Origin of the sequence: Bradyrhizobium sp. 930_D9_N1_4 (assembly GCF_052076015.1) — a bacterium.
GTDB lineage: Bacteria > Pseudomonadota > Alphaproteobacteria > Rhizobiales > Xanthobacteraceae > Bradyrhizobium.
The window spans coordinates 3079587-3105849 of record NZ_CP197236.1; the positions used below are offsets into that span (position 1 = coordinate 3079587).

The window sequence follows — 26263 nt, forward strand, 5'->3', positions numbered from 1 at the left end:
CACCGACCGGGGGACGCGCGCGGTGTTGGCCCGATCTAACATCAATGTGTGCACGCGCGGCATAAGCGATGCCGGGACTGGGGAATCGCGAATGAAACGGATGGCTAAGAACGGCGTCGTGCAATGGAATTCGGAACCTCGGCGGTCGCCGGGATTGCTTGCGCTGGCGCTATCGATCGCATCGCTGACGATGGCCGATAGCGCCGAGGCCGCCTGCACACCGACTGCGCCGGTTAACGGTGCGATCGTCACTTGCACCGGCGCGACCCTCAATGCCAACGGCACCGTCGGTTACGGCACCCCCAACGACATCAATAACACCTACAGGATCGATCAAGGCGCTTCCATCACGGGCGATAGCACCGGCCTGAGGCTCGGATTTGGCACCGTCGAGAACTTCGGCAGCATTCTGGGCAATGGTTTTTTCGGAATCGATGCGGGTGCGGTCTTCGTCACCAACACCGGGAGCATTCGAGCGATGGATCCCGGTGGCGTCGGAATCTCGGCCGATGCAGTCGCGATCACGAACTCGGGCACGATCGAAGCGCCGGAATACGGTATCCGGGGTGGGAATTCGGCCCGAGTGACCAATGGCGTCGGTGGGATCATTCGAGCAACCGGCCTTATTGGCGTTGCCATCGCTGGTCAGGTGACGGTCATCGTGAACTCCGGAACGATTTCCGGCACGGTCGACAGCGTGCGCGCCGACGACACGGCGACGGTCACGAATGCTGGCGTGATCGGTGGAGGCACGTATGGCATCCGGGCCGGTCTCACAGCGAGCGTCGTCAACAGCGGCACCATCTCCAGCACGAACATCGGGATCTCCGCTCCGACGATCAACTTGACCAATGCGGGACAGATTTTGGCAAGCAACGGTGTCGGCGTCGGAGCCAGCATACTCAATCTCGACAATTCGGGAACAGTGGCTGGAATCCAGGCCATCAGCGCGGCCACGGCAACCATCAACAACTCGGGAACGATTACCGGATCGAACCAAGCCATGTTCGTAAACCAGGCCAGCGTTCACAATACGGGGCTGATTCAGGCCACGGCAGCTAACGGCACCGCCATCGTGAGTACGAGTGGAAGCCTTAACGTCTCCAATGCCGGCACGATCGCCGGCAATCTCGGCATTTTCTCTGCGGGCGTGGCGACCATCACGAACTCCGGCGCGATCGCTGGCAGCGGGGGATTCGCGATCAAGCTGTCGAATGCGGCCGACACGCTGACGCTGCTGCCGGGCTCGAGGATCAACGGCGTGGTCGATTTCGGCTTCGGCAATGACGTCGTCAACCTCAATCTCGCCCCGAGTAGCCGGGTGTCGTCGCTGACGACCATCGACCTGCCGACCTTCGTCAACTTCAACGGCACCATCAACACCATCACGTCGGGCGGTAAGTTCAGCGGCCCGTCGGTCGTCTCCGGCACGACGCTCGCGACGCTCGATCCGACCGCGCTGGCGCAGACGGATCGCACGCTGATGGACTTCACCGGCGGCGTGTCCTCGCTGGTGCAAGGGCGCCTGAACGGTGGCGCGGGTCCAGCCGGCAGCAACATGATGGCGATGGCCTATGCACCGGAGACGGCGCAGGCCGGTCCCTTCACCAAGGCGCCGCGCAGCCTCTGGACCGATCCGGCGCCGATCACGGTCTGGGCCAACAGCTTTGGCGGTCAGCGCATCCAGGACGAGACGGCCGCGACTCTTCGCGCGACCTCGACGGCGTGGGGCGGGGCGATCGGTATCGATCGCAAGGTGCAACCGAACTGGCTGGTCGGCGCCTTTCTCGGCGGCGGGCAGGGCGGTCTCTCGGTCGATCTCAACTCGCAATCGGTCGATACGAACTATGTGTTTGCCGGCGTCTACAGCCGGCTCGAATGGGCCGCGCAGTTCTTCGACTTTACTCTCCAGGGCGGCAACGCCGACAACAAGTCACGCCGTCTGGTGCTGAACAATGCGGCGGCCGGCGGCATGGAGACGGCAGCAGCCAACTACAGCGGCTGGTACGTCAGTCCCGAGATTGCCTATGGCTACAAGCTGGAGATCGGAAACGGCTATCTGCTCACGCCGACGGCGCGGTTGCGCTACGTCGCTGGCCGGTTCGACGGTTACAGCGAAACCGGCTCGGCGCAGGGGCTGTCAGTCGGCGGCCGCACGCTCCAGGACTTCGAGGAGCGTGGCGAGGTCGATCTCTCGCGCGTCACGAGTCTGGCCGGTGGCGAGCTCAAGGCCAACATCCATGGCGGTGTCATCGCGCTCCAGCGCGTCGGCGACGCCAATATCAACGCGGTGCTGATCGGCCAGAATCTCTCCTTCATCACGCCCGGCGGCCGCAGCACCGTCGGCGCCGTGGCCGGCTTCGGCTTCGACTATCGCACCAGCCGCAACGTGTCCGTGTTCGGCGCGGTCGAGGGCATGATGATGTCCGACCAGAGCCGGACCGGGACGGCGAAGGGTGGCGTTCGCGTCGCGTTCTGAGCCGGCATCAGCCCCGGCGGCTTTGAGCGCGACGCCTGCCGGCCGGGCTCCATCCGCCCGGCCGGCGCCTCCTCCGATCGGAGGATGCCGCATGCTGGGGGTGTGCTATGGTTGGTGACATTGATCACTCAGGCTATGTCAAGCCATGCACGGACCTCGGAAGCTGCCCGAACTGGTCGAGTCCATCTATGACGCCGGTCTCGACCCCGCGATGTGGAACAGCGTCGTCGCCGGCATCCGCGATTTCGTCGGCGGGCAGGCCTGCGGGCTGTTTTCCAAGGACTCGATCAGCAAGTTCGGCGTCACGCATTATTATTGCGGCGCCGACCCGCATTACATCCAGCTCTATTCCGAGACCCATTCGAAGTTCGATCCGCTGACGGTGCTGCCGCCGCAAGGCGAGATCGTGAGCATCCCCGATCTCGTCAATTTCGAAGAATATCGGAGGGGCCGCTTTTACCAGGAATGGATGAAGCCGCAGGGTTGCAGCGATGCGGCCAATGTCGTGCTCGAGACGTCGAACGCGAACTGCCCCGTGATGATGACGGTGCTGTCGGGTCGCCGCATGGTCGATGCCGCGATGAAGCATCGCCTCTCGCTGATCGTGCCGCATGCGAGCCGCGCGCTGCTGATCAACCGCGCCATCGCCTCGCAACTGACGCTGGCGACCGCGCTGGCGGATGTGCTGGACAATCTGGCCTCCGGCATCTTCCTGCTCGATGGCCTCTGCCGGGTGGTGCATGCGAACTCCGCCGGCCACGCCTTGCTCGCCGCCGACGACGTGGTGCGGTCGGTCGCCGGGCAGCTCGTGACCTCCAGTGCGGAGGCCAACCAGACGCTCCGCGAGGCATTCGCGGCCCGCAGCGATGTTGCCCTGCTTGCGGCGAGGGATCGCACTATACCGCTGCTGTCGCCCGGCGGCGAGCGCTACGTCGCGCATATCCTGCCGCTGTCCTCGGTGCTGCGGAACGGCAGCGAGCGGGTGGTCGATGCCGCCGGCGCGCTGCTGCTGCGCAAGGTCGCGCTCGGCGGGACATCCTATGGCGAATTGATCGCGCGGACCTTTGATCTCACGCCGGCCGAGCTGCGCGTGTTCCTGTCGATCGTCGAGGTCGGCGGCGTGCCGGAAACGGCGGCCGCGCTCGGCATCGCGGAGACGACGGCCAAAACGCATCTGCATCGCGTGTTCGCCAAGACCGGCGTCAGCCGTCAAGCCGACCTCGTCAAGCTCGCTGCAGGATTCTCAAACCCGCTCGTCAACTAATCAATTGTTCAGCGCCGTCGGCGTTGAACCTTTTGCTTCCGTGACAGACTCACAGGAGCCGCGAGGCATGAAGAACGTTCCGCCATTTCCGTGTAGCATGATTGGCTCTTCCGATGCCCCGATCCCCAAACCAGTCCGAGTTGATCGAGAGCATCTATGATGCCGGTCTTCACCCCGAGTTGTGGGCAGATGTCGTCGTCGGGCTCAATGCGTTCATCGGCAGCCAGGCCTGCGGCTTGATCTCGAAAGACCCGGTCAGCAAATCAGGCGCCACGCACTATTACTGCGGCGTCGATCCGCACTACATCCAGCTCTATGCGGAGACCTATGCCCAGCACGATCCGCTTGCGCGGCTTCCGCGCTATGGCGAGGTGCGGAATATCCCCGATCTCGTGAATTACGACGATTATCGCCGCGGGCGCTTCTATCAGGAATGGTTGCGCCCGCAGGGTTGCGTCGACGTCGCCAACGTCGTGCTGGAACAGTCGAAGTCGCCGTGCCCGATGCTGATGACGGTGATCCCCGGCAGGAACATGCTCGATGCCGGGCAGCGCGCGCGGATGCAATCCCTGGTTCCGCATGCGAGCCGGGCGCTGCTGATCAACAAGGCGATCGAGCGGAAGCAGCAGCGGGCGATCGCGCTCGCCGACGTGGTCGACCGGCTGAACGCCGGCGTCATCCTGCTCGATGCGGCCTGCAACATCGTTCACAGCAATCCGGCCGCGGAGACTTTGCTCGCCGCCGATGATGTCCTGCGCTCCGTCGGGGGGCGGCTGACGGCACGATCGTCCGCGGCAAATTCGGCTCTGCGCGGCATCTTCCGTGACGCAGGCGAGGTGGCCATGGCGGCGGCTACGGGCCGTAAGATTCCCATGACGTCGCATGACGGTTCCTACTACGTCGCGCACGTCATCGCTTTGCCGTCGCTGCTGCGTGACGGCGCGGCGGAGCGTACGTCGGCGGTCGGTGCCTTGTTCGTCTGGAAGACGGAACTCGACGGCCGTTCGTCTGCCGGCGTGATCGATCGCACCTTCGATCTGACGCCTGCGGAGTTGCGGGTTTTGCAGTCGATTGTCGAAATCGGCGGCGTACCGGAGACGGCGGTCGCGCTCGGCATCGCCGAGACGACGGTGAAGACGCATTTGCATCGCGTGTTCGCCAAGACCGGCGTCAGCCGTCAGGCCGATCTCGTCAAGCTGGCGGCGGGATTCTCCAATCCGCTCATGCACTGACGCGCGCTTCAAGGCGCAGACGAGTCGCGCCAGCTCGCAATAGGTTCAATCAGAAGCATCATTCAAAAGTTATCGCACGTCGTTCGATCGAATGACGCGATTTTACGCGTTCGCTCTTACGAGAGATGCCACACGGTTTCTTGTTCGACACTGTCGATCTCGTGTGAAGCAACTCACAGCAAGCGGAAGTGAACCCCATCAATCTCTCGCAAAAGTTGAGAGGAGATTGTCATGCGAACGGCGTCATCTGTGTCGGCGGAAAAGTTCCGCGACATCGTCAACCGCATCGGCGCGGCATTCCGCGCGCAGCGCGAGATCGATGCGCAGCGCATGTTGCAGCGCTATCGTCATTTGCTGGAGCAGCCGCCTGAAATATCGCGCTTGAATGAAATCATTCCCGTCTCCAGTGAAGAGGACACGTCCCGAAATGCCAACCGAGTTGATCCGCTCGCGCGCGCGACCGGCCACGCCACGTTCGAACGCGCGTAATTTCAATATCGTCGCCATCGCGCTGACCGCGGCCCTGGTCGCGCTTCAGCTGGCCGGGCTGGCGATGCTGGCGCGCTCGCATGCGCAGCCGCTGTCTCCGTCCTCTGCAAAACCGTCCGAAGCGGCGAGTTGTACGGATAGCGCAGGCGTTTCCGCAACGCAGATACCTTACGATTGAGGGAGAACGCGCCGTGCCGGACATCACGACAAGCATATTGGTCAGCGTCGCCGTGTTTGCCGGCGCCTTCGTCTCCGGACTCTCGGGCTTCGCGTTCTCGGCGGTGGCGGGCGCGATCCTGCTCCGTGTGTTTCAGCCGCTGGAGGCGGTGCCGCTGATGATGGCGTGCAGCATCGGTGTGCAGGCCACAAACCTCTGGGCGCTCAGGCGCAGCATCCGCTGGGAGGGCAGTCTCCTGCTGATCGTCGGCGGCCTGATCGGTGTTCCCATCGCTGTGTCGCTGCTGCAATCCACCGACACGCATCTGCTCCGGCGCGGCTTCGGCATCATCGTCGCGCTCTATGCGGCCTACATGCTGCTGCGGCCGACGCTGGTCACGGCCAGCGTGGCCGTCGGCCGTCACTGGGTCGCGCTGATCGGATTCGGGGGAGGGCTGGTCGGCGGGCTCACGGCCATGCCCGGCGCGATCCCGACGATCTGGTGCGACATGCGCGGCATGCCCAAGAGCGAGCAGCGCGGCCTGGTGCAACCCTTCATCGCCGCGATGCAGCTGTTCGCGATCGCGCTATTGGTCGGACATCAGGACCTGTCGTCGAAAGTCTTCGTCGATCTCGCGATCAGCTTGCCGGCATTGTTCGCCGGTTCCGCGCTTGGCGTGGTCGCCTTTCACCGGGTCAACGAGACGGTCTTTCGCAAGACCGTGCTCGTTCTGTTGCTAATATCAGGGCTCTCCCTGATCTAGTGGCTCGCGGGCTGGACCGGCGCCGCGCTGGTGTCGCTGCCGTGATGCACCAGCGCCTTGTTACCGGTGACGGTCCGCAGCAGCACATAGAACACCGGCGTCAGGAACAGGCCAAAAATCGTGACGCCGATCATGCCGGAGAACACGGCGACGCCCATCGCCCGCCGCATCTCCGAGCCGGCGCCGGTCGAGAGCACCAGCGGCAGAACGCCCATGATGAAGGCCATCGACGTCATCAGGATCGGGCGAAGCCGCAACCGGCTGGCCTCGATCGCGGCGCGGATCGGCGTGCGTCCCGCGAATTCGAGCTCGCGCGCGAATTCGACGATCAGGATCGCGTTCTTCGCCGACAGGCCCACCAGCACGATCAAGCCGATCTGGGTGAAGACGTTGTTGTCGCCCTTGGAGATCCAGACGCCGAACATCGCCGCCAGCAGGCCCATCGGCACAATCATGATGATCGAGAGCGGCAGGGTCAGGCTCTCATAGAGCGCGGCCAGCACCAGGAACACCAGCAGGATCGCCAGCGGGAACACCCAGAGGCCGGAATTGCCGGCGATGAACTCCTGATAGGTCAGGTCGGTCCATTCGAAGGCAAAGCCGGGCGGCAACGTTTCCGCCGCGATCTTCGTCGCAACCTCCTGCGCCTGGCCGGATGAGAAACCGGGCGCGGCGGCCGCGTTGATGTCGGACGACAGGAATCCGTTGTAGCGGATCGCCCGCTCAGGCCCCGCGCTCTGGCGGATCGTGAGCAGCGCCGAGAGCGGCACCATGTCGCCGGACGACGAGCGCACCTTCAACTGCCTGATGTCGTCGGCGCGGGCGCGGAACGGCGCGTCGGCCTGGACGTAGACGGAATAGGTGCGGCCAAACTTGTTGAAGTCGTTGACGTAGTAGGAGCCCAGATAGATCTGGAGCGTGTTGAAGACTTCCGTCACGGGCACGCCGAGCTGGAGTGCCTTGGTGCGGTCGATATCGGCGAACAGCTGAGGCACGTTGACCTGGAAGCTCGAGAACACGCCGGCGATCTCCGGTGCCTTCTGCATCGCCGCCATGAACGCCTTGGTTGCCTCGTTCAACGCCTCATAACCGAGACCCGCACGATCCTCGATCTGCAGCTTGAAGCCGCCGATGGTGCCGAGACCATTGACCGGCGGCGGCGGGAACATGGCGATGAAAGCTTCCTGGATGCCGGCATATTTCTTGTTGAGATCGGCCGCGATGGCGTTGCCGCTCAGTTCCGGCCCCTTGCGCTCGTCGAACGGTTTCAGCGTCGAGAACACGATGCCGGCGTTCGACGAGTTGGTGAAGCCGGCGATCGACAGGCCGGGAAACGCGACCGAGCTCTCGACACCGGGCTGGGTCAGCGCGACGTCGCTCATCTTGCGGATCACCTCTTCGGTGCGATCGAGCGCTGCACCATCAGGCAGCCGCGAGAAGCCGACCAGATATTGCTTGTCCTGACCCGGCACGAAGCCGCTTGGCACCTGCTGGAACAGCAAGGCGGTCACGCCCACCAGCACAACATAGAGGCCCATCACCGCGGCCTTGCCCGAGATCACCTTGGTGACGGTGCCGCTGTAATTCTCCGACGAGCGCGTGAACGCTTTGTTGAAGCCACGGAAGAACCAGCCGAGGCTCTTCTCCATGATGATCGTCAGCCGGTCCTTCGGTTCGTTGTGGCCTTTGAGCAGCAAAGCCGACAGGGCCGGCGACAGTGTCAGCGAGTTGACGGCGGAGATCACGGTCGAGATCGCGATCGTCAGCGCGAACTGCTTGTAGAACTGCCCGGTGAGACCGGAGATGAAGGCGAGCGGCACGAATACCGCGATCAGCACCATCGCGATCGCGATGATCGGTCCCGAGACCTCGCGCATCGCCTGATAGGTGGCATCGCGTGGCGACAGCCCGCCCTCGATGTTGCGCTCGACGTTCTCGACCACGACGATGGCGTCGTCGACGACGATGCCGATCGCGAGCACCAGTCCGAACAGACTGAGCGCGTTGATAGAAAAGCCGAACAGATGCATCACCGCAAACGTGCCGACGATCGACACTGGCACGGCCAGCAGCGGGATGATCGAGGCGCGCCAGGTCTGGAGGAACAGAATCACGACCAGCACCACCAGCGCGATCGCCTCCAGCAGGGTGTGGATCACGGCCTCGATCGAGGAACGCACGAACTGGGTCGGATCGTAGACGATCTGGTAGGACACGCCCTCCGGCATGTTCTTCTTGATCTCGGCCATGGTGGCGCGGACGTGGTCGGAAATCTCCAGCGCGTTGGAGCCGGGCGCCTGGAAGATCGGGATTGCCACTGCCTGCTTGTTGTCGAGCAGCGAGCGCAGGCCGTATTCGGAGGCGCCAAGCTCGATGCGTGCGACGTCGCGCAGGCGCACGACTTCGCCGCGCGTACCGGTCTTGACCACGATGTCCCCGAACTGCTCTTCGTTGGCGAGCCGCCCTTCGGCATTGACGGACATTTGCAGGTCGATACCCCTGACGTTCGGGGAGGAGCCGACCACGCCGGCGGCAGCCTCGACGTTCTGCGCCTGGATCGATTTGACGATATCGCTTGCGGTCAGCCCGTGCTCGGCCGCCTTCTGCGGATCGACCCAGACCCGCATCGAATAGTCGCCCGCGCCATAGAGCTGGACGTCGCCGACGCCGTCGATGCGCGCCAACCGGTCCTTGACGTTGAGCACGGCGTAGTTGCGCAGATACGTCATGTCATAGCGGCCGTTCGGCGACAGCAGATGCACGACCATGGTCAGGTCGGGCGAGGACTTCTTGGTGATGATGCCGAGCTGGCGTACCACGGCGGGAAGGCGCGGTTCGGCCTGCTGCACGCGGTTCTGCACCAGCTGCGTCGCCTTGTCGGGGTCGGTGCCGAGGCGGAAGGTCACCGTCAGCGTCATCGCGCCGTCGGTCGTCGCCTGGCTCGACATGTAGAGCATGCCTTCGACGCCGTTGATCTGCTCCTCGATCGGCGTGGCCACCGTTTCCGCGATCACCTTCGGATTGGCGCCGGGATAGGTCGCGCGCACCAGCACCGAGGGCGGCACGACGTCGGGATATTCCGAGATCGGCATCGCGAACAGCGAGATCAGCCCCGCGAGGAAAATCAGGACCGACAGCACGCCGGCGAAAATCGGACGATCGATGAAGAACTTTGAGAGATTCATGGCCTTGCCCCTGCAAGCGAGACAGCTCTCCCGTTGCCCGGGACGCGAGCGATGCCCGCGCACCCGGAATCGAGATGCGATGTCTTGGTAGCTTTACGACGTCGTCATTCCGGCCCGCGTCGCGAACCGGAAAAACGTAACTAGCGTTGCACCACGTCCTGGTTGCTGTGGTTGGTTGCCTGCTGCGGCCCACGTGCGCCCATCGCGGCAACCTCCGTCTTGAGGAGGGCGCCCGGACGCACGCGCTGCAAGCCGTTGACGACGATGCGGTCGCCGCTCTTCAGCCCCGCGGTGACGATCCGCAAGCCGTCGACGGCACCACCGAGCGTGATCGGGCGATAGACCGCGCGGCTGTCGTCACCGACCGCCATCACGAACTTCTTGTCCTGGTCGGTGCCGATCGCGCGCTCGTCGATCATGACAAGCGTCTGCTGCTTCGGCTGTCCCATGCGCACGCGGGCGAACTGGCCGGGGATCAGGCGTCCGTCGTCGTTCTGGAACACGGCGCGGACCCGAATGGTGCCGCTCTGGCCGTTGACCTGGTTGTCGATGAGCTGGATGTGGCCCTTGGCCGAGAGACCGCCCGACGTCGCCATCTCCACCGGGATCTGGTCGAGCTTGCCGCGCTGGCCGGAGGTATCCGCGATCGAGTTCAGTGCTCGCAGCACGACCTCTTCGTCCGCATCGAACGAGGCGTAGATCGGATTGACCGAGACCAGCGAAGTCAAGAGGGGAGAGGCGGTGCCGGCGGCGACGAGATTGCCGACGGTGATCTCGAACTTGCCGACGCGGCCGTCCACGGGCGCGCGCACCAGGGTGTAATCGAGATTGAGCCTTGCGGTCTGGAGCGTTGCTTCGGCGGCCTTCACATTGGCGATCGCCTCGCGATTGGCGTTGTCACGCTGGTCGTAATCGCGCCGCGTGACCACGGCGTTGCCGACCAGCTGCGCGCCACGCTCGAGCTCGCTCTGCGTAAACACGACGCGCGCTTTCGCAGCTTCGAGCTGGGCGTTGGCCTTGTCGACCTCGGCCGCGTAAGGCGCCGGATCGATCTTGAAGAGCACGTCGCCGGCCTTCACCAGCGCCCCTTCGGTAAAGTTGGTCGACATGATCGCACCGGCCACGCGCGGGCGAAGCTCGACGCGCTGGATCGCTTCCAGGCGGCCGGAGAAATCATCCCACAGCACGGTCTGCTTGGGTTCGACCAGCGCGACCGTGACAGGGACAGCCTGCTCGGCTGCCGCTGCCGTTGCGGTCGCCTGCGCGGCACGAAAGTAGTGGCCGGTCGCGATCGAGCCGGCGACGGCGAGGGCGCCCACGATGGCGACGCCGCCGAGAAGGCGGCGGAGACGGCCGGTGCGGGGGGAGTTTTGCGGGGGATGCATTTGCGCGCTCCAGATATGTAGTGTTCACTACAGATGTGGAGCTGGATGTCGCAGTGCAAGATACTTATGTACCATTCACTAAGAAAATTGTAGCGGCATACCGCAAGAATTGGAAGTGGCTCAGAAAATAAAGCTAGAACAAATAGATAGGATTTGGCGTTAGCTTCCGGCAGACGGCCAATTCCGAGGAGAACAGGCACATGGGCATGGGTCGCCCCCGAGAATTCGACGCCGAAGTGGCGTTGGACCAGGCGATGGAAGTGTTTTGGCGCCACGGCTATGAGGGCGCCACCATTGCCCAGCTCACCGAGGCCATGGGCATCAATCCCCCGAGCCTCTACGCCTGTTTCGGCAACAAGGAAGGCCTGCTGAAGGCCGCGCTCGACCGCTACACCAAGCTGCGTGGCGTCTGGATGGACGAGGTGGTCGCGGCGCCCACGGCCCGCGAGGTGACATTGCGGATGTTGATGGGCATCGCCGACAAGCAGACCGATCCCGCCAATCCGCCCGGCTGCCTGCTCGTGCAGGGCGGCATCGCCTGCGGCACCGGCTCCGAGAACGTGCCCTTCGAACTCGCCGCCCGCCGCGCCGAGAACGAAGACCAGCTCCGCGACCGTTTTATTCGCGCCAAGGCTGAAGGCGATCTGAAGCCGACATCCGATCCCGCTGCGCTGGCGCGTTATGTCTCGGCGGTGTCGGTCGGCATGGGCGTGATGGCGTCGTCAGGCTCGGATCGTGAGGCGCTGCGGCAGGTGGCTGATGTCGCCGTGCAGGCGGTCGAGGCGCAGTCGGCCGAGAGAGCGTAGTCAGTTTCCATCATCTTGCGGATTGCTTTGCAGACAGCGACGGCGGCGGCACGAACCCGCCGAACTCGCGTTCGATCAGCCCCGCCAGCGCGATCGTCGTGCGATCCTCCAGATAGGGCCCGATGATCTGGACACCGACCGGCAGTCCCGACGGCGTGCGTTCGATCGGGACGGCGGTCGCCGGCAATCCGCAGGTCGAGGCGGGGTCGGCCCAGATGAAACACGCGTCCGCATAGTTGTAGAGCTTACCATCGATATCGAGCTTGCGCGCGTCGAAGGGCTCGGACTGGTCCTGTGGAAAGGCCGGCACGGCGGCGGCCGGGTAGATCACCGCATCGAACTCGCGGAAGAACTGATACCATTTTTGTTGCAGTTGCAGGCGGGCCGCGTCGGCCGCGAGCCATTCGCGATGGACCATGCCCCAGCCGCGAGCGCGCTCCGCCTCAAGACTGCGATCGTCGGGCGAAAGTGCTGCGGCAACGCCTTGGGCCTCCGCGAGCGCAGCCGGCGTCAGGCGCGGACTTCGCGCGCCGTTCAGCAGCTTCATGTAGAGCCGCGCTGAGTTCGCGAGATCGGGCAACAATGTGCTCGTGCGCGCGACCCGCGCGCCCGTTCGTTCGAGCCGTTCCGCCAGTCGTCCGATGGCGGTGCGCACGGCGTCTCCCGTCGGCATCAGCGGATGCGTATCGATCACGAGAATCCTGAAATCCTCGAGACGGTCATGGCGCGACGCGGGCAGCGCAAGGCGATAGCCGACCCCGTCGCGCGTCTCGTCGGGACCGGCAATCACGTCGAGCGACAAGGCGAGGTCCGAGGCGGTGCGCGCCATCGGCCCGACGACAGCAAGATCGCCCTGGCCGGGGACCGGCAGGGCCGGCGGCAGACTGTATCCGCGCAGCGGCACCAGGCCGAGGCTCGGCTTGTGTCCGAACACACCGCAGAAATGCGCAGGGACCCGGATCGAGCCGCCGATATCGGAGCCGATCGAGAGCGGGCCGAAGCCTGCGGCCAGTGCCGCGCCCGATCCGCCCGAGGAGCCACCGGGCGAGCGGCCGAGGTCCCACGGGTTGTTCGTCGTGCCGTAGATCTCGTTGTAGCTCTGGAAATCCCGCAGACCGATCGGAATGTTGGTCTTGCCGATGATGATGGCGCCCGCCGCCTTCAGCCGCGCGACAACGAGAGCGTCTTCCGCCGGCTGGAAATCCCTGAAATGCGGAAAGCCCCAATTCGTCGGCAGTCCCGCGACGTTGAACGGCTCTTTCAAGGTGACGGGGATGCCGAGCAACGGCAGCCGCTCGCCGCGTCCAAGCGCGGCATCGGCAGCGCGCGCGGCCACCTTTGCGCGATCGAAATCACGAACGATGATGGCGTTGATCGGCCCGTCCAGCGACTCGATGCGGGCGATCGTATGCGCGAGCAATTCCGATGCAGAGACCCTGCCGGCTTGCAGGGCGCTCGACAGCGCGCCGATCGAGCCGTAATCCAGGTCAACTGCATCTGTGGTCATGATGAACTCCACGTAATCGTATTGCTGTACCGAGGCCATCGGAGTGTAACCGATCCGTGCGTCGATGCAGGCATTATCGAAATAGCGATGCCTTCCGAACGGTCAACGGCGTCGGCGCGGCGTCGAGTTCATAATCGGGGGATGTTGCAATTCTGATCGTGTTTTGCCTTCCTGGTGCTCTATCCCGGGGTCTATCTGCTTGCTGCGCTCAATGCGGGGTCGATGGGCCTGTACGCGCTGCTGCTCGCGTGGCATTGGGGGCGGTGAAGCTTGGACACTGACGACCATGTTTGCCCTGACATTTCTTGGAACTTCGGCCAGCGTTCCCTCGGCGGAGCGCAACCATCCGGCGCTTCTGGTGGAGGCGGCAGGCCAGCGCATCCTGGTTGATTGCGGTGAGGGCACGCAGCGCCAGTTGCTGCGCAGCGGCGCCGGCTTTCGGCGGCTCGACCGCATGCTCTTGACGCACGGCCATCTGGATCACGTACTCGGCATCCCCGGTCTGTTCTCGACGCTGCGCCTGCGGCAGAACTCCGATGTGATGACCATTCATGGCGGCGTGGATACGCTCGATATCGTCATCCGCATGCTGGCGGGCATCTGGGGCGAGGGCCGGGCGCCAATACCGGTGGAATTCGTCGGGCTGACCGAAGGACAGGTCATCGACGCCGCCGACTTCACCATCGACTGCTTTCCGGTCCGTCACCGCGACACCGACAGTTTCGGTTTCGTCTTTAGGAGTCCCGCGCGCCGCCATCTGTTGTCCGACCGCCTCGGGTCGCTTGGTGTCCCCGACGGTCCCATGCGCGGAGAATTGGCCGCAGAACGGTCGATCGTGATCGGCGACCGCATGATTGATCCGGAAGACGTTTTAGGGCCGCCCAGCGGCGGTAAAAAACTCGTCGTGATCGGCGACACCGAAACCACGGATGGGCTGTCGAAGCATGTTGCCGACGCCGATCTGCTGGTGATCGAAGCGACGTTCCTCGATCGCGATGCCGCGACCGCGCGCGACTACGGCCATCTCACGGCAACCGAGGCCGCTGCATTCGCTGCCGCAAGCAACGTCAAGCAGCTCGTGCTGGTCCATATGTCCGGCCGCTATCCGGACGACGAGATCCTGGCTGAGGCGACGAGAGTCTTTCCGAGCACGCGGATCGCTGCCGACTTCGACCACCTCGTGATCTAGGCGCACTCAGCTCGTCAGAGCCGATTTGATCGCGAGATCCTGCACCTGGCTCGTCACCTGCATCAGCCGCGGCAGCGCGTGGTCACGGAAGGCCGTCATGTCCATGCGCATTGCATCGACTGTGATGCTCAAGCCGCCGATGACGACACCCTGGGCGCCGAAAATCGGCGTTGCCAGCGTGCGCAGGCCATAGGCGTTCTCGCCGTCGGAGACGGCATGCCCCTTCTTCTTGACCTGATCGAGCCGCACGAGCAGGGCATCGAGATCGGTCAGCGTCCGCTCCGACAGTTTGACGCGCGGGCGCGATTCCAGCCGCGCGATCTGCTCGTCGCGGGCCAGATGCGCCAGCATGACATGGCCGAGCGCGGCGCTGTAGGCGGGAATGCGCGTGCCGGGCCGGCGATCCATCTTGTGACGGTCGAGGCCGGCGCCGATACGCGCGAGATAAATCACGTCGCCCCCATCGAGGATGCCGAGCGAGGCCGCATCGCAGATCTCGGGCACGAGGCCGCGCAGCAGCGGCTCCACGATCGGCCGCAGCGAGCCGTGTGACAGCACGGTGTAGCCGAGGTCGAGACAGGCCACGCCGAGGCGGAACCGCCGGCTTTGCGGAACAGCCTGGAGATAGCCGAGCTCGATCAAGGTCTGGATCAGGCGGAACGCCGTTCCCCGGTCGAGATCGGCCCGTGCGGCAATCTCACTCAGGGTCAGCTCGAAGGCCTCGCTGCTGAAACTCTTGAGCACAGCGAAGGCCTTCCCGACAGAGGCGACGTGGTTTTTGGGGTTTTTCGGGATAGCTTCGGGTTTGCGCTTTGCGGCCTTCTTGTCCACCTTGGCCATGCCCGAATGCCCCGCCATGACAGCTATCACCCTTGACGTCGGGATGAGCTGATTTTACGACTGCATCAGCAAATAACAAATGTTCGCATTCCGAACAACATCGATTCCGCGATCGGAGGAAGTTTTGTCGACATCATCGCTGCACCCTCATGGCGTGTTCTCCGCCGCGCTGACGCCGCTCGACGCCGAGCTGGCGCCCGATCACGCGCGCTTCGTGGAGCATTGCCGCTACCTCCTCGACGAGGGTTGCGACGGCATCGCGCTGCTCGGCACGACGGGCGAGGCGAACTCCTTCTCCATCGCCGAGCGTACCGCGCTGCTCGAGGCTGCAATCGCCAGCGGCATCAAGCCGAACCAGTTGCTGCCGGGCACCGGCGTCGCGGCGTTCACCGACACTGTCGTGCTGACGCGTCACGCGCTCTCGGTCGGCGTCGATACCGTGGTGATGCTGCCGCCGTTCTACTACAAGAATGTCAGCGACGATGGGGTCTACGCCGCCTACAGCGAGATCGTGCAGCGCATCGGCGACGCCAGGCTCAAGGTCGTGCTCTATCACTACCCGCTGATGTCGGCGCAGCCGATCTCGCATGCGCTGATCGAGCGGTTGCGCAAGGCCTATCCGGAAACGTTCACCGGCATCAAGGATTCGTCGGGCGACTTCGCCAACATGACTGCGATGGTCGAGCGCTTCCCCGGCTTCGCGGTGTTGGGCGGCGCAGATCCGTTGATGCTGCCGCTGTTGCGCAAGGGCGGGGCGGGCTGCATCACGGCGACCTCCAATATCGTCGCGCGCAGTCTTGCCTATGTGTTCAAGCACTTTGGCGACAGCGATGACGATTCGGCGCTCAAGGCGGCGCAGGCACGCATCGTCAAGGCGCGCGAGCTGGTCTCGCAGTTCCCGCAGATGGCCTCCCTGAAGGCGCTGGTCGCCGATCGCACCAGGCATGCCGGATGGCAGCGCCTGCGGCCGCCGCTGGAATCGCTTCCGGCGGCTCAACTGAAAGAGCTGCTCGCGAATGCCGCGGCATTCGCTGCTGCCGGTTAACGCGGCGCGAAGGCGATCCGATGTCAGGCACCTTCCAGGACGTGCTTTCCGGGCTTGCCGCACGCGTCGGCGACAAGCACGTCATCGCGTCCGGAGCCGACCAGGAGCCCTATGTGGTGGACTGGCGCGGGCGCTATCACGGCCGCGCCGTCGCGGTGGTGAAGCCCGCCTCGACCTCCGAAGTCTCTTCTGTTGTCAAATTCTGCACCGATAAGCGGCTCGCGATCGTGCCGCAGGGCGGCAACACCGGCATGTGCGGGGCTGCGACGCCGGACGATCACGCGGGCAACGTCGTGATCCGGCTGGACCGGATGCGGGCCGTGCGCGACGTCAGCCCACTTGCCAATACGATCACGGTCGAGGCCGGCTGCATCCTTGCCGAGGTGCAGAATGCGGCGCGTGCCGTCGATCGCTATTTTCCCTTGAGTCTTGGTGCCGAGGGCTCGTGCCAGATCGGCGGCAATATCTCGACCAATGCCGGCGGCACGGCCGTGCTGCGTTACGGACCGACGCGCGATCTCGTGCTCGGGCTGGAGGTCGTGCGGCCCGACGGGCGCATCTTCAACGGCCTGCGCGCACTGCGCAAGGACAATACCGGCTACGCACTCAAGCAGCTCTTCATCGGTGCGGAAGGCACGCTCGGCATCGTCACCGCGGCGGTGCTGAAACTGTTCTCGCCGCCGCGCAGCTCGGCCCTGGCGCTGCTCAAATTGCAGGGCGTCGAACCGGCGATCGAGATCATGTCGCGTCTGCGTGGTGCGGTCGGTGACCGGCTCGGCAGCCTCGAGATCATGTCCCGCGCGCAGATCGAGGCGATCGCGGAGACCGTGCCTGATGTCACGATCCCGTTCGACCTGACGACGCCGTGGTATCTGATCGTCGAGCTGACCGACACGCTTCCCGGCGTCGATCTCGATGAGCCGCTCGCCACGGTGCTGGCGGATGCGATGGAAGCCGGCCTTGCCGAAGACGTCATCCTGGCCACCAACCTCGCGCAGGCCAAGGCGATCTGGGCGGTCCGGCACAGCGTGTCCGAAGGCAACAAGCGCAGCGGCTATGTGGTCTCGCACGACAGCGTGGTGCCGCTGGAGCGCCAGGCCGCCTTCGTCATCAATGTCGAAGCGCGGGTCAACGTCGCCGTGCCGCATGCCCGTGTCGTGATGCACGGCCATATCGGCGACGGCAACATCCACGTGATCGCCCTGATCGACCGTGCGCGCTGTCAGGATCCGGCCGCGACGGCGGCGCTGGTCGCGCAAATCAACGAGATCGTCGACGACGAGACCGCCGCACAGGGCGGGGCGATCAGCGCCGAACACGGCATCGGCATCACCAACCGCGGCCGGCTTGCCCGCGTCGCCGATCCCCTCGATATCGAGCTGATGCGCGGCATCAAGCAATTGCTCGATCCGAGCGGTCTGATGAATCCGGGCAAGATCTTCACCGCGGGAGGCGCATTGGGATGACCAGCGTCCGCCTGATTGCCGACGATCTCACCGGCGCGCTCGACACTGCGGCGGAGTTCGTCGGGCTGTGCGGGCCGTTCGGCGTCTCCTGGGCGGAAGCGCCCGCGAGCCCGGGCGCGCAAAGCCTCGCGATCGACAGCGGCACCCGCGAACGTTCGAAAACCGAGAGCGTCGAGATCGTCGCACGGCTGGCGCCGCAGCTTCGGGGTGGGACGATCGCCTACAAGAAAGTCGACAGCCTGCTCCGCGGCGCCTGGGCGGCCGAACTCGGCGCCTGCCTGCGCAGCGGCCATTGGGCGTCCTGCGTGGTCGCGCCGGCCTTCGACTATCAGGGACGCCGCACCGTCGGCGGCCAGCAATTTGCGCGGACGGTGCAAGGCGACTGGCATCGCGTCGGCTCCAATCTGCTGGAGCAATTGGGACAGGACGGCGTCGACGCGCGACAGGGTGGTCCCGACACGCTGTCGCAGGGCGGCGTCCAGGTGTTCGACGCGGAGAGCGACCTTGATCTCGATCGGGTCGTCGACATGGCGCGGCGCATGCCGGGGCCGTTGCTTTGGTGCGGAAGCGGAGGGTTGGCCGGCGCGCTTGCCCGCGGTCATGGCGCCGCCGCGCCGTCACAATTGAAACGGCCAGTGCTGGGATTGTTCGGCTCCGACCAGGCTGCCACCGCATCACAGCTCGCGGCGTGTGGCGAAGCCACCATCGCGCTTGCTGAGGGCGAGGAAACGGCACGACTCCAGCGCAAGCTGGTCGACGACAGTGTGGCGCTGGTGAAATTCGCGCTTGCGGATGGGCTTTCGCGTGCGGAGGCCGCTCAGCGGATCGCGCGCGAGCTGACCACGCTGATCGCGGCGCTCGATCCGCCCGGCACCTTGATCGTCGCTGGCGGCGAGACCCTGAAGGCCGTATGCGTTGCACTCGGCGCCCATGCCCTCGAGGTCACGGGGCGTATCGTGCCGGGATTGCCGCGCTCGGTGCTGCAAGGCGGCCGCTGGGCCGGGGTCGATGTCGTTTCGAAATCCGGCGCGTTCGGCCCCAGCGACCTGTGGCGCGACCTGCTCCGGGACAATCATCTGCTCAGAATGGAGAGCCCGATATGACCTCTCGTCATCTTGCCATCACCATGGGCGATCCGGCCGGGATCGGACCGGAGATCATCGTCAAGGCCTGCGTCGGGCTGAAGGACCGGATCGCGAGCGGCGATCTGCGCATCCTGATCATCGGCAGTGGCGTCGCGCTCGATGGTGCGAAGGCCGCACTCGGCGCCGACATCGCCATCCCCGAAGTGACCAACAACGATCGTGACTGGCCGAATTTGTGCTTTCTCCAGGCCGATGCCGAGGGCGATCCGATCAAGCCCGGCGTCTTGAGCGCCGACGGCGGCCGTTTTGCCTACAAGGCGATCGAGCAGGGCGTGCGCCTGACGCAAGGGGGCCGGACTGCGGCCATCGTGACCGCGCCGCTCAACAAGGAAGCCCTCAACAAGGCCGGCTATCATTTTCCGGGGCATACCGAGATGCTCGCACATCTCACCGGTGTGCGCGGCTCGGTGATGCTGCTTGCGCACGGCAACATGCGCGTGAGCCACGTCTCGACCCATGTCGCGCTCGAGGATGTGCCGAAGCGCCTGACGCCGGAACGCCTGCGCATGGTGATCGATCTCACCAACGATGCGCTGCTGCGGCTCGGTATCGCCAAACCCAAGATCGCAATCGCCGCGCTCAATCCGCATGCCGGCGAGGGCGGTCTGTTCGGACGACAGGACATCGACGTGTCGGCGCCGACGATCGCCAAGGCCGTCGCCGATGGCCTCGATGTCGTCGGTCCGGTGCCCGGCGACACCATTTTCGTCAAGCTCCGCGCCGGCCAGTATGATGCTGTGGTCGCGATGTATCACGACCAGGGGCACATTCCCGTCAAGCTGCTCGGCTTCCAGGTCGATCCCGCGACCGGCCGCTGGCAGGAGCTGTCCGGCGTCAACATCACGCTGGGCTTGCCCATCATCCGCACCTCCGTCGATCACGGCACCGCCTTCGACATCGCCGGCAAGGGCATCGCCAACGAGCATAGCCTGATCGAGGCCATCGATTATGCCGAGCGGCTGTCCGCCGGCGCTTCCTCCGCATCCAGGTAACGAGATCGCCCCGACCTATGACCAACGCGTTCATGCCTATCGAAATCCAGCGTCCCACCATTCTCGAATTCGGCTGCGGTACGATCACGGCCGCGGCGCGCTTCGCCGAGCGGATCGGCGCAAGGCGGCCGCTGGTGATCTCCGACCCGTTCAACGCGCGCCGCGTCGACACGCTCGCACTGCCGGGCGCCGTGAAGGTGTTCGGCGACGTCAAGCCCGAGCCTGATCTGCCCAATCTCGAGAAGGCGGTCGCGATGGCGCGCGAGGCCAGGCCCGATCTCGTCGTCGGGTTCGGCGGCGGCAGCGCGATGGATCTCGCCAAGCTGGTTTCCGTAATGTGCACGAGTGACGTGCCCTTTGCCGACATCGTCGGGCCGGAGAAAGTCGCCGGCCGCAGTGTTGCGCTGATGCAGATTCCGACCACGTCGGGCACCGGCAGCGAGGCCGGCACCCGCGCGCTCGTCACCGATCCCGTCAGCCAGAACAAGCAGGCGGTGCAGAGCCGCTTCATGCTGGCCGATATCGCCATCGTCGATCCCGATCTGACGATGACCGTGCCGAAGGAGGTCACTGCCGCGACTGGCGTCGATGCGCTGGCGCATTGCGTCGAGGCCTATACCAGCCGCAAGGCGCATCCGATGATCGACCTCTACGCGCTCGAGGGCGCGCGGTTGGTCGGACAGTATCTCGGGCGCGCGGTGGCCGATGGTGGCGATCGCGAGGCGCGGGCAGGGCTTGCACTGGCCTCCCTCTACGGCGGCTATTGCCTCGGGCCGGTGAACACGACGGCCGGTCATGCCGTGGCCTATCCGCTCGGCACGCGCCACCATGTCGCGCATGGCCTGGCCTGCGCCGTGATCTTCCCGCACACACTGGCGTTCAACATGCCGGCAATGGAGGCGAAGACGGTCGCGGTGCTTGCGGCGCTTGGCCTGCCGGAGCAACGCGATCCGAAGCTTGCATTCGACGCGACCTACGCATTCTGCAAAAATCTCGGCATCGAGATGCGGCTGTCGGCGCTCGGCGTACCCAAAGGCGATCTTGGCGTGATGGCCGACGAGGCGCATGGCATCCGCCGCCTGCTCGACAACAATCCGCGCGACCTCGGCCGCGATGCGATCCTGAACATGTACGAGGTCGCGTTCTAGCGGCCCGCCATAACCAATCAACAACACAGTAACTGGAGAGGAAACTTCGATGAGATCGATGTGGCTTGTTCTTGCCTCGGCCGTGCTGCTGGCGTCGTCGCCGGCACGGGCGCAGGAGGGCTATCCGTCCAAGCAGGTGACGGTGATCGTTCCCTTCGCCGCCGGCGGCACAGCCGACATCTTCGCGCGCATGGTGTCGAACCATCTGCAAGTGAAGCTGGGCAAGCCTTTCGTGGTCGAGAATGTCGGCGGCGCCGGCTCGATCCTCGGCGTGACGCGGCTGGCGAAGTCGGCGCCTGACGGCATCACGCTCGGCCTTGCCAGCACCTCGGCGCTCGCGATCAATCCCACGCTTTACGGGCCGAAGCTCAGCTATCAGCCTGACAGGGATCTGGTGCCGGTGGCGCAGATCAGCGTCGTGCCGAACGTCCTCGTCGTGAATCCCGACAAGATCAAGGCGCGGACCGTGCCGGAGCTGATCTCCTATCTGAAGGCGAACCCGGACAAGGTCTCGTTCGGCTCGGCCGGTGTCGGGACCTCGCAGCATCTCGCTGCCGAGCTGTTTCAGCAGATGACTGGCACCAAGATGGTGCACGTGCCCTACAAAGGCTCCAGCCAGATGCTGACGGATCTGCTCAGCGGTCAGATCGATCTCGCCTTCGACAACGTGCCGCTGCTGCTGCCGCAGGTGAAGACCGGCCAGCTCGCGATGCTTGCAACCGCAACGCCGAAGCGCGCAGCCTTCGATCCGGAGATTCCGGCCGTCGCCGAATTCCTGCCGGGCTTCGAGGCCGTGGCCTGGCACGGCTTCTTCGTGCCGGCAGGCACGCCGAAGCCGATCGTCGAAAAGCTCTCGGCCGAGATCCGCGCCTTCATGCAGCAGCCGGAGACGGTGCAGAAGATGGCCGAGCTCGGCGCTGGCGCTGTGGCGGTGGATTCCGAACCGTTCAAGACGTACATCGCTTCCGAGACCGAGCGCTGGAAGAAGGTGATCGACGCCGCGAACATCAAGCTGGAATAGGCGAGCGTCGCCGGCTTTCCGACACCCGCACCGATTACGGGCCGGATCACGACTTGACCGCTTCATGGCGGTCGGGGCGCAGTCCGGCCCGAATTTTTATGACGCTCGCAGCCACAAGGCTTATCAGACGCTGTCAAATGGTCAGGACTGCTGATCAATCGACATGCGACCTTGCGGCGACATGAAAAGGGCGCCTCGTTTCGAGCCGCCAGCGTGAAATGAGCGTGAATGCAGAGGCTTGGCTCGCCGATGCCGCGCACGCGACCTGGTGGGTGCAACGGCCGCTCACGCGCGGGTGCAGGCCGCGTGCTCGCGCCGGCCGATATGCCATCGTCGGTGGCAGACGGTTGGGGGGGGCAAACAGTGGCCCTGACCAAATATCTCCGGGACGAGCCCCGTGGCATCGCGACGGCGTCTTGCTCGCGCATGGAAATCACGGGCTGATCACGTTCAGTTTCGCTTCGCCCCCTATGTTGCGCCCGTGACCTAGGGGTCGCGCAACTTGGCATAGGAGGGCGCATCATGACTGTCCTGCTGAGAAACACCTTCAAGGCCTGGATCGACCGTGCACCGGGCGCGCTGCCCAGGCTGGTCATGATCGGCGACGTGCGGGTGCCGACCGATGGCTGGCAGGCCCGGCTGACCAAGCGCTCGCCGCAGGGGATCAATCCGAAGATCCTGATCCTCGACGTCAGCGCGCAGCAACCGGGCGGCGACGCGCAGGACGCGATCACCACGATCCCGCTCCGCTACGAGGAGAGCCCGCCGCAGGACGAATACGGTCAGGTGATGATCGCGACCGGCAAGGGCGAAATCGTGGTGCGCATTGGCGGCCATCATTAACCGCGTGTGCAAAGCGATCAATTCACGCTCACCTCACGGGTCAAGGCAAATCTGGTCGGTGTCAAACAGGAGTACTCGCCATGATGCCCGATAGCGCTTGGAATTGGACCATCGCGTTCGCCTTCGGCGCCGTCATGGTCTGGATGTATTCGTGGTCTCGCTTCGACGAGCCGAGCTGCGACAGCCAGTCGGAATACTTCTCTCGCTACAAGCCCCGGTTCTCGACCTCCTATGGCCGGTACGCCCGCGCGAAGTGGGCTTACGTCGGGGCGATGATGCTCATGTACGTGGTTTTCTCGGTCGTGCCGGGGCTGTTCAGTGCGGTTGTCAACATCGGCGCACGCGAGGATTCGTCAAAGACGATCGACGGACTCCCGTTGGCCGTTGCCCTGGCGCTGGTCACGCTCCAGAACGTGCCGGGCCTCAAGGAGCTGGAGAAGCGGATTCGTGGCTTCCTGCACTCCGTTGCCCGGATCCCCGACTGTGTCCGTCGAACCGTGGCACAGATGCGCAGTTCGCAGTTCAACTTCGAGCCTGGCGTCTACCAATGTCAGACCAAAAAGCTGGTGGGGCAGCCCGCAGCTGCGAACTCGCTGATCGGCGATCTCAGCAAGTTGCGGGAAGACGACGAGATTCTGCACGCCTGGTACTGTGTCGGGGGCGTGCTCGCCGCGTTGTCGGAACGAAGGCGGGACGGCGTCGGGATCGATCCGATCTTCTTTGCCAATTACAGGGACGAGCTCGACAGCATCGGCGCAAAACATGTTGCGCTCGTCGAGCTGGTGCGTGAGCACGTCGGCGAATGCCTGAAGGGCGGCAGCCCCACGGATCTCGGAACGCTCAGCGAGGTCCGCGATCTTCGCGACCGGCTGTACACGTTTGTCGCGTGCGGCGTTCACTCCACCGTCAAGAACGAGGCTGACAGCCTGGATGTCGTGGAGAAGCTTGGTTTTTGCCTCGGCGGCGTACCTGGCAACGTGCACGGGCACGCCATTGGTCCGCTTGCCGGCCTGTCATTCATCTCCCTGACGGTGTTGTCGATTTTCACGGGCTATTCGACCCTGGCTTTCAGCGACTTTGTCGTGGGCCGGATCGGCGGTGACTGGCTTCAAGGACTTGGCATCCCGACGGACACGCTTGGACTGTTTGCCTGGACGTGGCTGACGGCTGCATTCTATTTCTCCACGATTTTTGGCGCACTCGCCGTTCGAAACGCGAGAATTGCACGGCGTGAATGGTTCGATCTCAACGATTTGAATCGCGAGAGACCTCTGCTGCGCTACGTGACGCCCATCGTGGTGGGAACCGCTCTCGGTGCCATCACGCTGTCGTCGATTGCGGTGATTGGCGCCAAGCCGAACGAGGCAGGGGCTGCGATCTCCGGGACACTTCCGTGGTTTCCGCTGGCAACCGTCATGGCCGCCATCGTTGTCGTGCTGAGCGACGGGAGGCTGATGGAAGATGGATTCTGGCGCAGCACGGCTGCGCGGGCCGGACTGGGAGCGTTGATCATGGCCCTGATCGGCTTTCTGACAAGCCGGTTGAGCATCCCCATAAGCCTCAAGGGTTTTGCCCTGAGCCACAATATCGACCTCACCGAGGCCGTACGTCAGGTCGGCGTCTACACGAGCGTCTTCATCGCAGCCCAGATCGGTCTGTTTGCATTCGTCCTGTGTGTCATTGCGCAAGTTGCCGAGCGCTACATCACGCGGAGCAGGCTGCCCGCGGCTGCTGGAAAGCTCGTCGAGCTGATTACGCGGCAAGGTTCCGAGTTCTCCATTTCCCTGGAGGATGCGTGCGAAGCGTCCCTGTTTGCCGCGAACAGGACAGAGAAGAACATTGCGAGCACCGGCTGTCGCGGCCGATGGCAACTCTTCCCGGAAGGCATGGCGGTGAAATGGAGCGCGGGCTCCGGAGAAGGCTATTGCAAGGTCGGTGAGTTTGGCCTGATCCGGCGCTACGGAGACGCCGTGATCTACGAAGGCTATGTCGGCCAGTTCTCTGCCAAGAGGAAGCCCGTCTTCGAAGCCCGGGTCGATGAGCGCAGCAACGACAATCGCATCGCTCCCAAACGTCGGCGCGAGCCACGGCCACCCACAGGTGCGCAGCCCGGGCCGAAGACCGCCGCCGCTGAATCTGTCACCGAGGAGATACGGACATGACTCTGCAAGATCGATATTTCGTGCCGGTGTGCCTCTATCCGCATACCAAATATCGCACGGCGGCCGGCGTCACCGCGCTGTTCGAGAAATACATTGTGCCGTCGCGCGAGTACCTGATCGTCGTCGCCGATCGGCTCCTGGTGCTGGATCGTCTGGTCACGGGACGCTACTTCACGATCGACTCGGCAGTCATCAAGGCGAGGAGGGAGGCGGAGCAGGTCTCCAGTCTGATCGAGCGGATGGCCCGCAAGGCCGGTGCCGGCGCATCGGGACGCGTTGTCTTTTGGGACGAAGTCGCGGAGACGGCCGAATTCAGCGAGTTTGCACCGCGGCTGCGGCAGGCGGTGTCGGCAGACGCTTTTCTTGCCGAGGCCATCGAGGAGTTCATCGACCGCCGGGTCACGCGGTTCGGCTCGGGCAGCGCACCTGATCGCGAGCGCGCGCACGAGCGAGACTATCTGTTGTCGGAAGTTTGCATGAGCGTCTATTGCACGGAGGTGCTGGGGTTCTGCAACGAGGTGTGGGAGCGTCCTCCGGCGCCGGAGATTCCCGACCCGTTGAAACTTCTTTATGCGGCACCGACCCGAGCTGGTCAGCGCCGTGACGGGCAGGCCGGTCGTTCGCAAGCTTCATTTCCTCTATTCGGAAGCCGATCGCTCCGCCGATCAGATCGACGACGTGGCCCCCGCGTAGAGCCGGGCGCCTTCCAGCCATGCGCGGGGACGACTGGAGCGATCCGTTTGGGCGCGTGCGTTAGCCTTACCGGTCAAGGTTGATGCGACGTCGTGCGCACATCGGGGTGCAATCGGGATATTTTGGATATCCGAAGAGCAACCCGTGTTTGAGAGTAAGATGTCCCGTTCCGTTGAATTGATTGTCGAAGGCTATGTGCGGCTGAACGATCGCGACGCACTTCACGATATTCTCGTGCACCGGCAGGATCTGCTGCGGCAGCTGGTGTCGGTTACTGGCATCGACCCCCGGCAGGCGATCTCGCAGGTCAGCGAGGAGATCACGATCATCGAGGCCGGCCTTGCGACGCTCGCGCCGGATTAGGCGCGTCTGGGCCCGCCACCGGCTCAACAGCTCCGTGCACCGCAGCGCTTGCCAGCCTAGGGCCGAGCGGGTAGAACGCTGCCACGCCT

At 64.5% G+C, this 26263-nt stretch carries 21 protein-coding genes; 17 read left to right on the forward strand and 4 right to left on the reverse strand.

All coding sequences use genetic code 11. The features are described from left to right. Nucleotides 1–91 precede the first annotated feature (91 nt). From AB7532_RS14135 to AB7532_RS14155, 5 genes are all read left to right on the forward strand, one after another. Nucleotides 92–2479 (forward strand): autotransporter domain-containing protein, encoded by a 2388-nt coding sequence (locus tag AB7532_RS14135; RefSeq protein ID WP_441235388.1) that lies wholly within the window; start codon nt 92–94, stop codon nt 2477–2479. A 145-nt stretch (nt 2480–2624) separates the two neighbouring features. Beyond that, complete coding sequence (locus AB7532_RS14140; protein ID WP_441235389.1) at nt 2625–3743, forward strand: helix-turn-helix transcriptional regulator; 1119 nt, start codon at nt 2625–2627, stop codon at nt 3741–3743. A gap of 113 nt (nt 3744–3856) precedes the next feature. Continuing rightward, a complete protein-coding gene (locus AB7532_RS14145) occupies nt 3857–4975 on the forward strand; it encodes a helix-turn-helix transcriptional regulator (RefSeq protein ID WP_441235390.1) in 1119 nt (372 codons plus the stop codon). 231 nt (nt 4976–5206) lie between these two features. Next, nucleotides 5207–5464, forward strand: coding sequence for a hypothetical protein (locus tag AB7532_RS14150; protein ID WP_441235391.1), 258 nt, complete (start codon nt 5207–5209; stop codon nt 5462–5464). Nucleotides 5465–5655: 191 nt separating this feature from the next. Continuing rightward, the gene (locus AB7532_RS14155) at nt 5656–6384 is read left to right on the forward strand and encodes a sulfite exporter TauE/SafE family protein (protein ID WP_441235392.1); all 729 of its coding nucleotides are present in this window, start codon (nt 5656–5658) and stop codon (nt 6382–6384) included. Here AB7532_RS14155 and AB7532_RS14160 read toward each other — a convergent pair. Both AB7532_RS14160 and AB7532_RS14165 read right to left on the reverse strand, forming a co-directional pair. Further along, nucleotides 6381–9569 carry an efflux RND transporter permease subunit gene (locus tag AB7532_RS14160; RefSeq protein WP_441235393.1) on the reverse strand — a complete coding sequence of 1063 codons (3189 nt, stop codon included), beginning with the start codon at nt 9567–9569 and terminating at the stop codon, nt 6381–6383. The genes AB7532_RS14155 and AB7532_RS14160 overlap by 4 nt on opposite strands. 140 nt (nt 9570–9709) lie before the next feature. Next, nucleotides 9710–10954, reverse strand: coding sequence for an efflux RND transporter periplasmic adaptor subunit (locus AB7532_RS14165; protein ID WP_441235394.1), 1245 nt, complete (start codon nt 10952–10954; stop codon nt 9710–9712). Nucleotides 10955–11154: 200 nt separating this feature from the next. On the opposite strand from AB7532_RS14165, the gene AB7532_RS14170 reads away from it, so the two are divergent. Further along, a complete protein-coding gene (locus tag AB7532_RS14170; RefSeq protein WP_441235395.1) occupies nt 11155–11760 on the forward strand; it encodes a TetR/AcrR family transcriptional regulator in 606 nt (201 codons plus the stop codon). A 10-nt stretch (nt 11761–11770) separates the two neighbouring features. On the opposite strand, the gene AB7532_RS14175 is transcribed toward AB7532_RS14170, so the two are convergent. Next, the gene (locus AB7532_RS14175; protein ID WP_441235396.1) at nt 11771–13267 is read right to left on the reverse strand and encodes an amidase; all 1497 of its coding nucleotides are present in this window, start codon (nt 13265–13267) and stop codon (nt 11771–11773) included. 286 nt (nt 13268–13553) lie between these two features. Between AB7532_RS14175 and AB7532_RS14180 the strand changes: the two genes are divergently transcribed. Continuing rightward, nucleotides 13554–14456, forward strand: coding sequence for an MBL fold metallo-hydrolase (locus AB7532_RS14180; RefSeq protein ID WP_441239274.1), 903 nt, complete (start codon nt 13554–13556; stop codon nt 14454–14456). Nucleotides 14457–14462: 6 nt separating this feature from the next. Here the strand turns inward: AB7532_RS14180 and AB7532_RS14185 are convergent, their stop codons facing one another. Then, entirely contained in the window at nt 14463–15314 is an 852-nt protein-coding gene (locus tag AB7532_RS14185) for an IclR family transcriptional regulator (protein WP_441235397.1), read from the reverse strand. A 106-nt stretch (nt 15315–15420) separates the two neighbouring features. Between AB7532_RS14185 and AB7532_RS14190 the strand changes: the two genes are divergently transcribed. The 10 genes from AB7532_RS14190 (at nt 15421) to AB7532_RS14235 (ending at nt 26174) form a co-directional block, all read left to right on the forward strand. Continuing rightward, on the forward strand, nt 15421–16341 hold the full coding sequence (locus AB7532_RS14190; RefSeq protein ID WP_441235398.1) for a dihydrodipicolinate synthase family protein: 921 nt from the start codon (nt 15421–15423) through the stop codon (nt 16339–16341). A 20-nt stretch (nt 16342–16361) separates the two neighbouring features. Beyond that, nucleotides 16362–17807, forward strand: coding sequence for an FAD-binding oxidoreductase (locus AB7532_RS14195; protein ID WP_441235399.1), 1446 nt, complete (start codon nt 16362–16364; stop codon nt 17805–17807). Beyond that, on the forward strand, nt 17804–18910 hold the full coding sequence (locus tag AB7532_RS14200) for a four-carbon acid sugar kinase family protein (RefSeq protein ID WP_441235400.1): 1107 nt from the start codon (nt 17804–17806) through the stop codon (nt 18908–18910). Before AB7532_RS14195 ends, AB7532_RS14200 begins: the two co-directional genes overlap by 4 nt. Then, nucleotides 18907–19944 carry a 4-hydroxythreonine-4-phosphate dehydrogenase PdxA gene (pdxA, locus tag AB7532_RS14205; protein WP_441235401.1) on the forward strand — a complete coding sequence of 346 codons (1038 nt, stop codon included), beginning with the start codon at nt 18907–18909 and terminating at the stop codon, nt 19942–19944. The genes AB7532_RS14200 and pdxA overlap by 4 nt, the downstream gene beginning before the upstream one ends. A 17-nt stretch (nt 19945–19961) precedes the next feature. After that, complete coding sequence (locus tag AB7532_RS14210) at nt 19962–21092, forward strand: iron-containing alcohol dehydrogenase (protein ID WP_441235402.1); 1131 nt, start codon at nt 19962–19964, stop codon at nt 21090–21092. A gap of 49 nt (nt 21093–21141) precedes the next feature. Continuing rightward, nucleotides 21142–22113 (forward strand): Bug family tripartite tricarboxylate transporter substrate binding protein, encoded by a 972-nt coding sequence (locus tag AB7532_RS14215; RefSeq protein ID WP_441235403.1) that lies wholly within the window; start codon nt 21142–21144, stop codon nt 22111–22113. A gap of 522 nt (nt 22114–22635) precedes the next feature. Beyond that, entirely contained in the window at nt 22636–22956 is a 321-nt protein-coding gene (locus AB7532_RS14220; protein WP_441235404.1) for a hypothetical protein, read from the forward strand. Between the two features lie 80 nt (nt 22957–23036). After that, the gene (locus AB7532_RS14225) at nt 23037–25118 is read left to right on the forward strand and encodes a hypothetical protein (protein WP_441235405.1); all 2082 of its coding nucleotides are present in this window, start codon (nt 23037–23039) and stop codon (nt 25116–25118) included. After that, nucleotides 25115–25894 carry a hypothetical protein gene (locus AB7532_RS14230; protein WP_441235406.1) on the forward strand — a complete coding sequence of 260 codons (780 nt, stop codon included), beginning with the start codon at nt 25115–25117 and terminating at the stop codon, nt 25892–25894. Before AB7532_RS14225 ends, AB7532_RS14230 begins: the two co-directional genes overlap by 4 nt. 76 nt (nt 25895–25970) lie before the next feature. Then, nucleotides 25971–26174 (forward strand): hypothetical protein, encoded by a 204-nt coding sequence (locus AB7532_RS14235; RefSeq protein WP_441235407.1) that lies wholly within the window; start codon nt 25971–25973, stop codon nt 26172–26174. The last annotated feature ends 89 nt before the right edge of the window (nt 26175–26263 follow it).

Excerpts from the sequence above, each read along its gene's own strand:
- AB7532_RS14180 (WP_441239274.1), top strand. The coding sequence starts at position 13,554 with ATGTTTGCCCTGACATTTCTTGGAACTTCGGCCAGCGTTCCCTCGGCG.
- pdxA (WP_441235401.1), top strand. The coding sequence starts at position 18,907 with ATGACCTCTCGTCATCTTGCCATCACCATGGGCGATCCGGCCGGGATC.
- AB7532_RS14165 (WP_441235394.1), bottom strand. The coding sequence starts at position 10,954 with ATGCATCCCCCGCAAAACTCCCCCCGCACCGGCCGTCTCCGCCGCCTT.
- AB7532_RS14200 (WP_441235400.1), top strand. The coding sequence starts at position 17,804 with ATGACCAGCGTCCGCCTGATTGCCGACGATCTCACCGGCGCGCTCGAC.
- AB7532_RS14140 (WP_441235389.1), top strand. The coding sequence starts at position 2,625 with ATGCACGGACCTCGGAAGCTGCCCGAACTGGTCGAGTCCATCTATGAC.
- AB7532_RS14175 (WP_441235396.1), bottom strand. The coding sequence starts at position 13,267 with ATGACCACAGATGCAGTTGACCTGGATTACGGCTCGATCGGCGCGCTG.
- AB7532_RS14145 (WP_441235390.1), top strand. The coding sequence starts at position 3,857 with ATGCCCCGATCCCCAAACCAGTCCGAGTTGATCGAGAGCATCTATGAT.
- AB7532_RS14170 (WP_441235395.1), top strand. The coding sequence starts at position 11,155 with ATGGGCATGGGTCGCCCCCGAGAATTCGACGCCGAAGTGGCGTTGGAC.
- AB7532_RS14210 (WP_441235402.1), top strand. The coding sequence starts at position 19,962 with ATGACCAACGCGTTCATGCCTATCGAAATCCAGCGTCCCACCATTCTC.
- AB7532_RS14235 (WP_441235407.1), top strand. The coding sequence starts at position 25,971 with ATGTCCCGTTCCGTTGAATTGATTGTCGAAGGCTATGTGCGGCTGAAC.
- AB7532_RS14185 (WP_441235397.1), bottom strand. The coding sequence starts at position 15,314 with ATGGCGGGGCATTCGGGCATGGCCAAGGTGGACAAGAAGGCCGCAAAG.
- AB7532_RS14195 (WP_441235399.1), top strand. The coding sequence starts at position 16,362 with ATGTCAGGCACCTTCCAGGACGTGCTTTCCGGGCTTGCCGCACGCGTC.
- AB7532_RS14220 (WP_441235404.1), top strand. The coding sequence starts at position 22,636 with ATGACTGTCCTGCTGAGAAACACCTTCAAGGCCTGGATCGACCGTGCA.
- AB7532_RS14215 (WP_441235403.1), top strand. The coding sequence starts at position 21,142 with ATGAGATCGATGTGGCTTGTTCTTGCCTCGGCCGTGCTGCTGGCGTCG.
- AB7532_RS14160 (WP_441235393.1), bottom strand. The coding sequence starts at position 9,569 with ATGAATCTCTCAAAGTTCTTCATCGATCGTCCGATTTTCGCCGGCGTG.
- AB7532_RS14230 (WP_441235406.1), top strand. The coding sequence starts at position 25,115 with ATGACTCTGCAAGATCGATATTTCGTGCCGGTGTGCCTCTATCCGCAT.
- AB7532_RS14225 (WP_441235405.1), top strand. The coding sequence starts at position 23,037 with ATGATGCCCGATAGCGCTTGGAATTGGACCATCGCGTTCGCCTTCGGC.
- AB7532_RS14150 (WP_441235391.1), top strand. The coding sequence starts at position 5,207 with ATGCGAACGGCGTCATCTGTGTCGGCGGAAAAGTTCCGCGACATCGTC.
- AB7532_RS14135 (WP_441235388.1), top strand. The coding sequence starts at position 92 with ATGAAACGGATGGCTAAGAACGGCGTCGTGCAATGGAATTCGGAACCT.